The sequence below is a fragment of the Arthrobacter sp. NicSoilB11 genome, assembly GCF_019977375.1.
GTDB lineage: Bacteria > Actinomycetota > Actinomycetes > Actinomycetales > Micrococcaceae > Arthrobacter.
In genome coordinates this window covers 2,856,479-2,868,911 of sequence record NZ_AP024657.1, presented here as the reverse complement: position 1 = coordinate 2,868,911, position 12,433 = coordinate 2,856,479, and the positions used below count along the sequence as shown (strand labels likewise).

General features: G+C 68.1%; 11 protein-coding genes. 5 read left to right on the top strand and 6 right to left on the bottom strand.

Translation table 11 applies throughout. From position 1 onward, the window contains the following. Positions 1 to 92: 92 nt before the first annotated feature. On the top strand, positions 93 to 500 hold the full coding sequence (locus LDO14_RS13300) for a chorismate mutase (protein ID WP_056388109.1): 408 nt from the start codon (positions 93 to 95) through the stop codon (positions 498 to 500). 74 nt (positions 501 to 574) lie between these two features. Beyond that, on the top strand, positions 575 to 1,582 hold the full coding sequence (locus LDO14_RS13295; protein ID WP_018768522.1) for a hypothetical protein: 1,008 nt from the start codon (positions 575 to 577) through the stop codon (positions 1,580 to 1,582). Positions 1,583 to 1,584: 2 nt separating this feature from the next. On the opposite strand, the gene LDO14_RS13290 is transcribed toward LDO14_RS13295, so the two are convergent. Genes LDO14_RS13290 through LDO14_RS13265 form a run of 6 tightly spaced genes read right to left on the bottom strand, consistent with a single transcriptional unit; the run spans position 1,585 to position 7,944 of the window. Then, a complete protein-coding gene (locus LDO14_RS13290) occupies positions 1,585 to 2,298 on the bottom strand; it encodes a DUF4166 domain-containing protein (protein WP_056388107.1) in 714 nt (237 codons plus the stop codon). Positions 2,299 to 2,342: 44 nt separating this feature from the next. Beyond that, entirely contained in the window at positions 2,343 to 3,635 is a 1,293-nt protein-coding gene (locus LDO14_RS13285) for a DUF58 domain-containing protein (RefSeq protein WP_223992117.1), read from the bottom strand. Beyond that, positions 3,635 to 4,630: a MoxR family ATPase gene (locus LDO14_RS13280; RefSeq protein WP_134163798.1), complete on the bottom strand. Its 996-nt coding sequence runs from the start codon at positions 4,628 to 4,630 to the stop codon at positions 3,635 to 3,637. Before LDO14_RS13280 ends, LDO14_RS13285 begins: the two co-directional genes overlap by 1 nt. After that, a complete protein-coding gene (locus LDO14_RS13275) occupies positions 4,627 to 5,853 on the bottom strand; it encodes a DUF4350 domain-containing protein (protein ID WP_056388102.1) in 1,227 nt (408 codons plus the stop codon). The genes LDO14_RS13280 and LDO14_RS13275 overlap by 4 nt, the downstream gene beginning before the upstream one ends. Then, a complete protein-coding gene (locus tag LDO14_RS13270) occupies positions 5,850 to 6,488 on the bottom strand; it encodes a DUF4129 domain-containing protein (RefSeq protein WP_134163799.1) in 639 nt (212 codons plus the stop codon). The genes LDO14_RS13275 and LDO14_RS13270 overlap by 4 nt, the downstream gene beginning before the upstream one ends. After that, complete coding sequence (locus LDO14_RS13265; protein WP_223992115.1) at positions 6,478 to 7,944, bottom strand: hypothetical protein; 1,467 nt, start codon at positions 7,942 to 7,944, stop codon at positions 6,478 to 6,480. Before LDO14_RS13265 ends, LDO14_RS13270 begins: the two co-directional genes overlap by 11 nt. Before the next feature lie 182 nt (positions 7,945 to 8,126). Between LDO14_RS13265 and mtrA the strand changes: the two genes are divergently transcribed. The 3 genes from mtrA to LDO14_RS13250 are packed head-to-tail and all read left to right on the top strand — an operon-like array spanning position 8,127 to position 12,413. Beyond that, on the top strand, positions 8,127 to 8,801 hold the full coding sequence (mtrA, locus tag LDO14_RS13260) for an MtrAB system response regulator MtrA (RefSeq protein WP_018768515.1): 675 nt from the start codon (positions 8,127 to 8,129) through the stop codon (positions 8,799 to 8,801). A 58-nt stretch (positions 8,802 to 8,859) separates the two neighbouring features. Then, complete coding sequence (gene mtrB, locus LDO14_RS13255) at positions 8,860 to 10,701, top strand: MtrAB system histidine kinase MtrB (RefSeq protein WP_223995225.1); 1,842 nt, start codon at positions 8,860 to 8,862, stop codon at positions 10,699 to 10,701. Further along, a complete protein-coding gene (locus tag LDO14_RS13250; protein WP_056388097.1) occupies positions 10,698 to 12,413 on the top strand; it encodes an LpqB family beta-propeller domain-containing protein in 1,716 nt (571 codons plus the stop codon). Before mtrB ends, LDO14_RS13250 begins: the two co-directional genes overlap by 4 nt. The last annotated feature ends 20 nt before the right edge of the window (positions 12,414 to 12,433 follow it).

Genomic DNA, 12,433 nt, shown 5'->3' with positions numbered 1-12,433 from the left:
CAGGCCCGCAGTGTGGGGCGCCGGTGCCGGCGGACGGCCGCACCGGCGCTTCACACCCGCGTCGATTCCGTCGGCTCCCATAGACTGGAGCCATGACGCAGCACAACCCCAGCACTCCTGGCTCCGACGATTTTGATCCCTCCGCCAGCTCACTGGCTGGCCACGTGGACGATTCGGTGATGGCTGAACTGCTGTCCATCCGCTCCAGCATCGACAACATTGATGCCACCCTGGTGTACCTCCTGGCCGAGCGATTCAAGGCCACACAAAAAGTGGGCTTCCTGAAGGCAACACACCGCCTTCCGGCCGGCGACCCAGGACGTGAAGCAGCCCAGATCGCGAGGCTGCGACGCCTCGCCGAGGACGCCCACCTTGACCCGGCATTCGCAGAGAAGTTCCTCAACTTCATCATCGGCGAGGTGATCCGCCATCACGAGGCCATCGCCGAGGACCACCAGGCCTCGTCGGGCCAGCAGCCGCAGACTTCCGCACTGGCGTGAGCCGGGAACAGCACCAAAGGGGCCCAGCCCCGCGTCCGGCCGCGGCTCCCTTCCAGGAGGTCACAGCCAGGGAAGTGACGGCCACCGGACTGGGACCGTGGCCGGGCGAGGACCCGCTGGAAGCCGCCCGGATCATCCGCGGCGAGCTCGGTAGCCCGCACCTGCCATTCCTCGCCGAACTGCCCGACCGCGGTGTCGGCTCAGACGCCCTGGGCCGTACGGCCTCGTTCCTGGAAGAGCTGGCGGTGGACGTCCAGCCCTACGGATGGCGGCTTGTTGACCGCCCCGGCAAGGACATGCAGCGTGCCGTGTCGGCGCTGTCCACCGACCTGAATGTCCTCGCCGACGTGGCCGGGGGCGAGGACGTGTCGGCGGGTGAACTCAAGGTGCAGCTGGTGGGGCCGCTCAGCCTTGCCGCCGGCCTGCACTTGCATAACGGGGAGCGCGCCCTCCTGGACTACGGAGCCCGACGGGACGTGGCCGCGTCCCTTGCCGCGGGCGTCGGCGGTTACCTTCGCCGGGTTGCGGCGGCCGTACCGGGTGCACGCCTGGTGGTGCAGGTGGACGAGCCCGCCATCGCCGCCGTGCTGGCCGGAACCATACCCACGGCGAGCGGTTACCGCACCCTCCGCGCAGTGCCGGCATCGGAAGCGCGCGAATCCTGGCGCCTGGTCCTGGACGCCCTCCGCTCGGCCGGTGCCGCTGAGGTTGTTGTCTCATGTCCTGAAATCGAAGCGCCGATCGAGCTGGTCCTGGCGGCCGGTGCGGACGGCGTCGCCCTGCCGCTCAAGGCACTGACCAACCGCCAGTGGGAACAGCTTGCCGCAGCACTGGAGTCAGGGAAACAGTTCTGGGCCGGTGCGCTGGACGTCCCCGCCGGCGCCCCGCTGCCCAGGGTCGCCGACTGCGTGGAGTCAGTATGGCGTCCGTGGCGCCAGCTGGGTCTTCCGCCGTCGCTGCTTGGCGCCATCCGGGTGACGCCTTCAGCAGGACTGGCAGGCCACACACCTGCGCAGGCCACCGCCGTCCTGGGCCGGCTGATCCAGGTGGCCGACGGCCTGAACCAGCAGGCGCTGGGATAGGGCTACACCCTGTTCTCCCAGCGGTCCGGCTGGGCGTAGCGGGGCAGGAAGCTTTGGGCGGAACTGCCGCCAGTGTAGGGCCGCAGCCGGTAATCGAAGGCGCCCGCGTACACCAGCACCAGGCCGATCTGCGGCTGGATGACCTTCACCTGGATGCGGTGCCGCCCGTTGCTTCCTTCCGCGGGATCCCACCACTGTTCGGCGTACGCCTTGGCGTCCAGGCCTGCCGGAAGCGGGACCCGGAGCGGGCCCAGGAAGAGCCGCGACGCCTCTGAGACACCGCGCAGCCTTCCGGCAGCGGTGACGCTCAGGTTCAGGTCGGTCACCAGGCGCCGGTATCTGCCCACGTAGTCCACCAGCTGGGTGGTGCCACCCCGGTTGGTGACGCTGGTGGTGTCCTGGAAAAGCCGGGTGCGCGCCGGGAACCGGATCTCGCGCCGGGCGGTAAGGCTGGAACGGCCGAACGGATCCTGGTGGGCGTGGTTCTCGATCCGGAACGGAACGTTCTCCCCGTACTCGGGGAAGAAGGCCTCTTCGCCCCCGGTGACCCTCAGCAAAGGGCGCAGCCACCGCTGGCGGCACCCCACGACGTCGAACGTTCCTTCCCCTACGCCGTACTGGCCGGATCCCGGGACCAGCGAGAAGTACTCCTGGAGCTCGGGCTGCAGCCGGGAGAATTCCCGGCCCAGGGCCTGCTGGTATATCGGGACGTTCATGAAGTGGACCTCCTGTTGCCGGGGGAGGACGATAGCCTCCGGATTCACAATCTACCGGCAGCCTTGAGCCGGATGTACATGTCCGCCAGCCGGGGCGGCAACTCGTGGGGCTCGGCGTCCACCACTTCCACCCCGTAGCGGCGCAGCTCGGCTGAGACCGCCGCCCGCTGCAGGAGGGCGCGCTCGGCCGCGGCCGCGCGGAACACCGCCGTGGCATCGTTCCGTTCCCGGAGCATGGCGCCCAGCTGCGGGTCGCGGACAGCCGCCACCACCACAACATGCTGGCTCGCCAGCCGCTCCGCCACGGGAAGCAGGCCCTCCTCCGGCGCCCCGCTGTCCAGCGACGTCAACAGCACCACCAGCGACCGGTGCGCCGAAACAGCACGGACCTGGGCCGGGACCGCAGGCCAATCCATCTCAATCAGCTCGGCCTCAAGCGGAGCCATAGCCTGGACCAGCCGGCCCAGCATATTGCCCTGCCCGGCAGAGCCCGCCCGCGCCCGGACCCTGCGGTCGAAGGCTACCAGGTCCACCCGGTCGCCACCCCGTTCGGCCAGGACACCCAGAAGGAGCGCAGCCTCTATCCCGGTGTCCAGGCGCGATTCGTCCACGATCCTTGCTGCGGCGGTACGTGACGTATCCAGGACCATCACCACGCGCCGGTCCCGTTCCGGGCGCCAGGTCCGGACCACCACGGAGGAGCGCCGGGCAGTGGCGCGCCAGTCGATGGAGCGTACGTCGTCACCGCGGACATAGTCCCGCAGGGAATCGAACTCGGTGCCCGCGCCCCGGACCTGGACTGCCGCCTTCCCATCAAGTTCACGCAGCTTCCGCAGCTTTGACGGCAGGTGGCGTCGGGAATGGAAGGGCGGCAGCACCCGCACCGAGCCCGGACAGTCAATGGTCCGCTGGCGGGCTGCCAGGTGCAGCGGACCAAAGGACCGAAGCGTCACGTGCGGCGCTGAGAGGTCACCCCGCCGGACCGGCCGGAGCCGAACCGCGAACCGCCTGCCTTCCCCGGCCGGGACATCAATGTCCTGGACGGGGTTCCGGGCACCGGCGGAAGGTTGCCACCCGTCCCGGAACGATCCCCGAAGCCGCCTGCTGCCGCCGTTACGGATGGTGAGCGCCGCCTCCACCGCATTGTTCAGGGTTACGTTCTCCGGTTCGGCACGCACCAGATTGACCTGCCGGAGTTGCGCCGCCACCAGCAGGTCGGCCCCCAGCAGTCCCACAAGCACCGCGATCGTGGCCAGGACCGTCAGCCATTCCTGGAACAGCAGTACCGGTACAAGTCCCAGCAGCGCCACTGCCACGAAGCGCCCGGAGATGGCCATCAGCGCGGAACGGGGACGGCGGCCAGGATGCTGCCCAGGACGTCGTCCACCCGGACCCCGTCCATCTGTGCTTCGGGCTGCAGCGCCACCCGGTGCCGCAAACAGGGCAAAGCCAGCGCCTTGACGTCGTCCGGGGTCACGAAAGGACGGCCGGAGAGCCACGCCCACGACCTTGACGTGTTCAGCAGGGCGGTGGCGCCACGCGGTGAGACGCCAAGCTGGAATGAAGGCGCTGACCGGGTGGCGCGCACCAGGTCAACGATGTAGCCGATAATTTCCGGTTCCACCGCCACCCGGCCCACTGCCTCCCGCGCCTGTTCCAGGTCCTCCGCGCCGGCCACGGCCCGGACGCCGGCGGCAGCCAGGTCCCGCGGATCGAACCCGGCGGCGTGGCGGCGGATGACTTCTATCTCATCCCTGCGTTCAGGCAGCGGCATGGTGAGCTTCAGGAGGAACCGGTCCAGCTGTGCCTCAGGCAGGGGATAGGTCCCCTCGTACTCCACGGGGTTCTGGGTGGCCGCCACCAGGAATGGCGAGGGCAGTCGCCGGGAGACGCCGTCCACAGACACCTGCCGCTCTTCCATGGCTTCGAGGAGTGAAGCCTGGGTCTTTGGAGGAGTCCGGTTGATCTCGTCCGCCAGCAGGAGGTTGGTGAAGACCGGTCCTTCCCGGAAGCTGAACTCGGAGGTGTGCGAGTCGTAGACCAGGGAACCGGTGACGTCACCTGGCATGAGGTCGGGGGTGAACTGCACCCGCTTGGTGTCCAGGCTCAGCGCGGAGGACAACGCCCGGACCAGCAGCGTCTTTGCAACCCCGGGGACGCCCTCCAGCAGCACATGCCCCTGGGAAAGCAGTGCAATCAGGAGGCCGGTGACAGTGGCATCCTGCCCCACCACCGCCTTGGCCACCTCCCGGCGGACCGCAAGCAGCGCCTGCCGTGCGCCGTCGTCGTCAACCGTATTAAGGACCCGCTGGCCACTGCTCTGTTCCCTCATCGGATCTTGACCTCTTTCTCGAGTTTGTCCAAGGCCTGCGACCAGGCAACCAGCCGGGCCTCGGTTGCGGGGCGTTCGTTGATCAGCGTGCGGACTTCAGTGGCGTCCCGGTTCAGGAGCCGGGCTGCTGCCGAAATCGTGTCCTCGGCGGTGGCGCCTGGTCCCATCCGCAGCTTCCCGGACAACCGGACCAGCAGGCCGGCCCGGAGGTTGTCCCGTGCCTGGTCGATGGCGCGCGCGTCCTGGTAGAGCCGGGCACGTCCCTCGGCCGTCTCAACAGCCTTGACCACCACCGGCAACGGCTCGAATACGAGCGGCCCGTGCCGCCTGCCCCGCCACACGACGGCCGTCACCGCCACCAGGAGCAGCCAGGGGCCCAGGAAGCGGGCCCAGGCCGGAGCAATGTCATCGAGGGTTTTCCCGGATCCGTTGGATGCTGCGTCCTCAATCGAGGGCAAGTACCAGACCAGGTCAGGCGACGCGCCGAGCAACCTGGTGGCAAGCGCGGCGTTTCCCAGTTCGTCCAGCCTCCCGTTGCCCAGGACGGCCGTGCTGCCCAGCACGGCCAGGCGGCCATCGCCGCTGACGGCAAGCATCCCGGCGGTTCCTGCTGTCCGGAAACAGGACGTGCCGCCGTCGTACACAAATCCTCCCTGTCCCGTGACCTGTCCCGCAGCTTCCGCGTCAGGGTGGGAACACCCGGCATCGAGGATCGGGAAGGCATCGGGAACAACGCCGGCCTGGTGGATGCCGCTGTCAAGGGCGGTGAGCGTCTCCAGCCGTGGGGAGAGCACCACCACCCGGTCTGCCTCCGCTCTCAGGTCGGCCAGCTGCTGCGCACCCAGGATGCCGTTCCTGTCGTAGAGCAGGAGGGTGGGGGAGGAGCCGGAGCGCAGGTCCGCCAGCGCTGCATCGAACCGGCCGGGTGTGTGAACGGAAACCCCGTGCCGGCCCAGGATCTGCGCCAGCGCCCTGGCCCCTTCCGGCGCGGCATTGTGGACCGAGAGGGGAACGGCGTCACCCTTCGGAGCGAGTTGCGTGCCCACGACAAGTGCCAGCCCCGCAGCCACCACCATTGCCGCCGCGGTCAGGCCGCGGTGCCGCCGCAGCCAACCCCGAATTCTCCGGTTGTCAGCCACGGATCCGGTGGCCGGTTGCTTGCCACCGTCCGGTTCCCTGCCCGCGTCCCGGGGTTTCTCGCCGATGGCGGGAAGGCCGGTCACGGCGTCACCGCCGCAGTGCCGGCGGTGGCGGGCTTCATGGCGTCCAAGGCGGTATCAAGCTCCACCATCTGCCGGTAGTCCCCGCTGTCGGCCGCCCTGTTTCCGTAGCGGACCCCGTCGAAAGTGGCCGCTGCCCGGGCAAGGCGCCCGGACTGGCTGTTGAACGGAACGGACAAGGCCCGGGCCGCTTCGTCGGCAGTGCGGCCGGGCTGCGGGTCCAGGATGGCCCGGTCCTCCGCACTACGGACCACCGCGCGGAAGCGGTCGACGACGGCGTCCCCCCACTTTCCGGCGGCGGCCGCCGCTTCCGCACGGGCCCGGTAGTCGGTGGCATCAAGGGTGGGTTCCCGTTCGAAGACGTCCCTGGCCTGCCGGGACCGGGCGTGCAGGCGGGGGCGGGCCAGGATGATGGCAGCCGCGATGATGGCGGCAATAACGAGGGCGATGACGGGGCTTGGCACCGGGGCAGCGTCTCCCTGGGAGCCATCCAGGGACTGCAGCCAGTCCAAGAAGTTCCGCCACAGGGTGCCGAGCCATGAGGGGGCGGCATCACGGTACTCCCGTTTGGCCAATTCCTCCTCCGCCCAGCGCCGTGCCTCCCCGGCACCCGGACGCACGGGTGGCTCAGCTGCCATAAGGCCAGGCTCCAGGCGAGGCTCCATATCCGGGATACGGGCGGTGGTTGCCGGGGTGCGCGCCCCGGCCCGGGATGCCGTCAGGATCAGCGCCGTTCTCCAATTGGTGCAGCAGCGCAATGTCCAGGCCGTCCCGGCGCATCCGCAGGTCCATGTAGAGCAACGCCATGACTGACGTCTGGAAGGCGTAACCGACCGCGCCCACCAGGGCACCGACCACCGCGGTGAAGATGCCGACGGCCACGGCGAGCGTTGCTTCCTGCCCGCTGCCGCCGTGCGGCGAGACCACCCCGGAGAGGACCGTTGGCAGGATGTTGGCCGGGATCAGGACCACCTGGGTGATGACGGCCACCAGGATCCCCACCACCAGGGTGATGCCAAAGATCCGCCACCAGTTGCCCCTGGTCAGTTTCCAGGACCGGCGAAGGCCGGCAAACGCCCCGAGTTCTTCGATAACGACGGCGGCGGGCGCCACCATGAGCTTGACCGCCACCCAGAGGAACCCGGCGCCGAAGGCCAGCATCAGGGGGATGACCAGCAGGGCTCCCGCGCCACGCACGTTGGAGAACAGGAGCACGACGACGGCGACGAAAACGATCGCCGTGGCCAGCACGGCTGCAACCAGCAGCGCCGCCAACCTGATCAGTGACCCAAACCTTGGGCGCGCCAACGACAGCATGCGCCGGAAGCCGGTGGGCTGGTTAAGGACGGACCGGGCCACCGGGACCACCATGGCACCTTGGAGGACAACGGTGATGAAGACGGACAGGATGGACAACAGGACGAAGGTGGCCATCAGCCCGAATCCCAGAGAAGCGATATCGGTGTTGCTCGCCGTCCGGGCCCAGGCTTCGATGGACCCTGACGACGTCGCGAGGACTCCCGTTAGCACCGCCGCGAGGATGGCTGCCAGGGACTGCGCCAGGAGGCCGGCGCCGAGCATCGCCTTGGCGTTGCGCCTGATGGCCTGGAAGGAACCGTCCAGGACCTCCCCGAACAACAACGGCCGCAACGGAATGATCCCGGGTTTGGGCGGGGCTGCATACCTGGGCTGCGCTGAGGTCCAGGCGCCGTAGGAACCGCCGGAATACGGCGACCGGATATCTGGGGGTCCGCCGTAAGGCTGGCCGCTGTATCCCGGGGTCCCGTAGGCCTGGCCGCCGGATGGGAAGGCTCCGGGGGACGGGGCGCCAGGGTAGGGGGCGTCAGGGTACGGGGCATTTCGGGGCGGGTGCTGTCCAAGCTGCTGTTGCCACTGCGGTTGCTGCCGCGGTTCGGTTCCCGGCCAGGGGCCTGCTTGCTTGCCCTCGGGCGGCGTCCAGGGCTGGTCCCACTGCTGTTCCCGGGCGGGCGGCACCGGCCCGGGCCCGCCTGCGGAAGCCGGCCCGACGTCGTCGTGTCCAACGCCTGGCTGCTCCTGCGCCGGCTCCCCGGGCCCCGACTCCTGTGGTGACACTGATTCCTCCCCCAATACCAGTCCGCCTGCTCCTGCGCCGGAAATGCACCCGGCAAAAGGGCGCACCGGCCACGCGGGGCATGACCCCAAGACTATAGTTCCGGCGCCGGACGGCCTAGTGCCCCGCCATGCCGGAAGCCGCTCAACAGGACAAACCCATCCCGATAAGGGAATATATAGCTATGAAGGCACGCATTCTGGTGGTAGATGATGACGAAGCGCTGGCCGAGATGATTGGAATTGTCCTCCGTAATGACGGCTTCGAGCCGGTCTTTTGCGCCGACGGCGCCCAGGCCCTGGACGTGTTCCGGTCATCGCGGCCGGACCTGGTCCTGCTCGATCTCATGCTTCCCGGTATGGATGGCATCGAGGTCTGCCGCCAGATCCGCGGCGAGTCGGACGTGCCCATCGTCATGCTGACCGCCAAGTCCGATACCTCAGACGTCGTCCGCGGGCTGGAATCCGGGGCTGACGACTACGTGCCTAAGCCGTTCAAGCCTGCCGAGCTGGTGGCACGCGTGCGTGCCCGCCTTCGCCCGGGGGACCAGAAAGCCCCCGAAACGCTGCGCATCGCGGATATCACCATCGACGTCGCCGGGCACACGGTCAGCCGGGGCAATGAGCGGATCTCCCTGACGCCGCTGGAGTTCGACCTCCTGGTGGCGCTGGCCCGCAAGCCTTGGCAGGTCTTTACCCGGGAACTGCTGCTGGAGCAGGTCTGGGGCTACCGGCACGCCGCTGACACCCGGCTTGTGAACGTCCATGTCCAGCGCCTGCGGTCCAAGATCGAGCAGGACCCGGAAGCTCCGGAAGTCGTATTGACGGTGCGTGGTGTCGGCTATAAAGCAGGGGTCTGACCCCGCCGCGCAGGACGGGGAACCGGACCAGCGCCCAACCCCGGACTCCGCGGATGCCGTGAAACAGGACGGCGCCGTCCAGGATGCGCCGGAAGCCGGCGACGCCGCCACTCCCGGGCTGCGGCACGTGGCGTTCCGGGCAAGGATCTGGCAGCGGCGTGCCCTGATTGTGGCGCTCCGCGTCGCCCGGCTCGTCCGGACGGGAGTCCGGCGCTTCCTTCCCGGTCTGCGGTACCTTGGGCGGGCCTTGCAGCGGCGCTGGCGCCGGTCCATTCAATTCCGCACCGTTCTCACCACCCTGATGCTCGCGGTGACCTCGTTCGCCGTGGTCGGTGCCTATCTGTCCAACCAGATTGCCAACAACCTGTTCCAGGAGCGGCTGACGCAGGCGGAGTCCGAGACCCGCTACAACGTCAAGCAGGTCCAGGAAACGTTCGACGGCGCCCAGGTCACCGACCAGTCCAGCGTCATCACCCTGGTCTACGACACCCTGAACGCGGTGGAGGGCCGGGGTTCAGTGATCCAGCGCCGGTACGTCTTCGAGGCGATGCCGGAGCAGACCAAGCCCCGCAACCGGTGGGTTGAGTCGCGGGCATCCGACCAACTGACGGTCAGCGTCATTCCCCCTGAGCTGCGCAAGGCCGTCCAGCAGTCGGGGAAGGACCAGTACTGGGCTTCCACCGTCATCCCCGTGGGCACCGAGGACCGGCCGGGGATCGCGGTCGGCAACAAGGTGACCTTCAACGGCACTGTCTACGAGCTTTACCTGATCTACGACCTGAACACAGCGCAGCAGACGCTTAACGAGATCCAAAGCGTCCTGTGGGCCGGCGGTGCGGTGCTGGTCCTCCTGATTGGCGCTGTCGCCTGGTACGTCACCCGCAACGTGGTGAGCCCGGTCAGCCATGCCGCGATGGTCTCGGAGAAGCTCGCCGCCGGGCAGCTGCAGGAGCGCATGGTGGTCAAGGGGGAGGACGAGGTGGCCCGCCTTGGCGCTTCCTTCAACCACATGGCCGCCAGCCTGCAGGAGCAGATCACCCAGCTGGCGACGCTCTCCCAGATGCAGCAGCGCTTCGTGTCCGATGTGTCGCACGAGCTCCGGACGCCGCTCACAACCGTGCGCATGGCGGCAGAGGTCCTGTACGACGCCCGCGATGACTTCGACCCCATCAACAAGCGGTCCGCAGAGCTCCTGTACAACCAGGTGGAGCGGTTCCAGTCCCTCCTCTCCGATCTCCTCGAAATCAGCCGCTTCGACGCCGGCGTGGCCGTCCTGGATGCTGAACCCGAGGACCTTCTCCAAGTGATCTCCCACGTCATTGAAGGCGCCGCGCCGGTGGCGGCTGAATACGGTTCGGAGATTGTCCTGACCGCTCCCGAGGGCGCCGTGGTGGTGGAGATGGACGCCCGGCGCATCGACAGGATCCTGCGGAACCTGATCCTGAACGCGGTGGAGCACGGTGAGGGCAAGCCGGTGGCCGTCACGGTCGCGGTCAATGAAACTGCCGTGGGCGTTGCTGTCCGCGACCACGGGATCGGGATGGACCAGGCACAGGCCGCCAGGGTTTTCGACAGGTTCTGGCGAGCCGACCCTGCCCGCGCACGCACCACGGGCGGCAGCGGGCTGGGATTGTCCATCGCCATGGAGGATACGAAGCTGCACCACGGCTGGCTCCAGGCCTGGGGCAGGAAAGGCGACGGCGCCAACTTCCGTTTGACCCTTCCCTTGCGCCAGGACGGTGGCATCACTGAGTCGCCCGTCCAGCTGGAGCCAAAGGACGTCACCAATCCCGGAGCACCGGGGAGCGTTCCCGCGGAACAGGACTACAAAAACATGCTGGTGCTGCAGGCGGGAGCGGCCCGGCCTGCTCCGGTGCGCGCGCCCGAGGAGACACCATGAGGGCCACCGTGCGCCTGGCGAAGTACCCGGCGGCACTGCTTGCCCTGCTGATCGTCCTCTTGTCCGGCTGCGCACGGATCCCCACGTCCGGTCCGGTGGGAAAAAGCAGCGAAAGCAGCGCCGGCAACGTCAGCGCCCCCGTGTTCCTCCCGGCAGCGCCGCAGCCCGGGGCATCACCCGAGACCATCATCGACTACTTCTACCGGGCAGGCAGTGGCTACGAGGACGACTATGCGGTGGCCCGCCAGTACCTGACCCAGGCCTCGGCTGTGTCCTGGAAACCGGACAAACGCGCGCTGGTATACCGGGAGGCGCGCGTTGTGCCCACGGGCACGGAAAACGTCTTCAACTACGAGCTCGATGTGTCCTACACGGTGGACGCCGACGGCATAGCCACCCAGTCGCCGCCGGGAACCGTGGAGCGCATCCCGGTGACGGTGACCCAGGTGGATGGAGAGTGGCGGATTTCGGCGATTCCCGACGGGACCGCCATTGCCGAGGAAACGTTCAAGGTGATCTACGGTGCCTACCCCATCTACTTTTACGACCCCACCTTCACCTATGCCATCCCGGACGTCCGCTGGTTCCTGAAGAACAAGACGGTCAAAGCAATGACCAGTGCCCTGCTGGCCGGGCCCGCCCCGTACCTGCGCGGCGCCGTCGCCAGTGCCTTCCCTTCCGGGATCAAGCTCGCCCGGGAATCCGTGCCGGTGGTGTCCGGGGCCGCACAGGTGGACCTGACAGCCAAGGAGCTGACGGAAACATCGGCGGAGGACCGGCTCCGCATGCAGATGCAGCTGACCCTGACATTCCGCAGCCAGCCTGACGTGGTCAATGTTGAACTCCGTGCCAACCAGGACCTGGTCCGGGTGGAGGACAACGGGTCCGTTCTTCCTCCGGTGCTGGACAGGACCGTGCCCTCACGCCAGATCGCCATCAGCGGCAACGAACTGGTGCGCTATGAAAACAACCGCGTCTCGCCGTTGCCTGACATGCAGCCGGTGTCTGCGCTCAACCCCCGCTATCCGGCGGAATCCCCGGTGTCACAGACGGCTGCCTTCCTCAATGAAGGCCGCACCACGCTGTACAGCATCAATCCCGGCCAGCCTGCGCGCGCCTTGACTACCCGGAGCACCCTCACCCGCCCGTCCTTCAGTGTCTCCGACTGGGTATGGACGGCCGGACCCGGTGCCACCGGAGCCACGGAAGTAGTGGCTTTCCATCCCACCGGAGTGGCAGAGGGCGCCGCCGTTCCGTCCGTGACGCTGGCACCCTCCTGGCTTGCCGGCCGCACGGTCAAGGAATTCCGCGTCTCACGCGACGGTGTGCGCGCCCTGGTCATATCCGAACAGAACGGGAAGTCCAAGGTGCAGGTGACAGGCATGATCCGCGCCGCCGACGGCACGCCGCGCGAACTGACCGCGCCCGTCACCCTGGTATCCGGCACCGACCCTGATCAAGGGGTGTGGGTGAATGGCATTACCGTTGCCGTGATGAAGGGGGCTTCGGGTTCCAACGTCACACCGGAGCTGTTGTCCCTCACCTCCGGACAGCCGCAGCAGCTTGCCCCGTGGCCGGGCCTGGTAGCCATCAGTGCCGGGAATGGCGCCGACGACATTTATGTCCAGTCCGGGGAAGGGATCTTCCAGCGCCTCGGCAATGGCTGGTCCCCGCAGATCAAGGGCCCTATCGACCCCGCGTTTCCCGGCTGACACCCTGTTGGCGGTATCGC

Coding starts and splice junctions, on each gene's coding strand:
- LDO14_RS13250 (WP_056388097.1), top strand. CDS start 10,698: ATGAGGGCCACCGTGCGCCTGGCGAAGTACCCGGCGGCACTGCTTGCC.
- mtrA (WP_018768515.1), top strand. CDS start 8,127: ATGAAGGCACGCATTCTGGTGGTAGATGATGACGAAGCGCTGGCCGAG.
- LDO14_RS13290 (WP_056388107.1), bottom strand. CDS start 2,298: ATGAACGTCCCGATATACCAGCAGGCCCTGGGCCGGGAATTCTCCCGG.
- LDO14_RS13285 (WP_223992117.1), bottom strand. CDS start 3,635: ATGGCCATCTCCGGGCGCTTCGTGGCAGTGGCGCTGCTGGGACTTGTA.
- LDO14_RS13280 (WP_134163798.1), bottom strand. CDS start 4,630: ATGAGGGAACAGAGCAGTGGCCAGCGGGTCCTTAATACGGTTGACGAC.
- LDO14_RS13270 (WP_134163799.1), bottom strand. CDS start 6,488: ATGGCAGCTGAGCCACCCGTGCGTCCGGGTGCCGGGGAGGCACGGCGC.
- LDO14_RS13300 (WP_056388109.1), top strand. CDS start 93: ATGACGCAGCACAACCCCAGCACTCCTGGCTCCGACGATTTTGATCCC.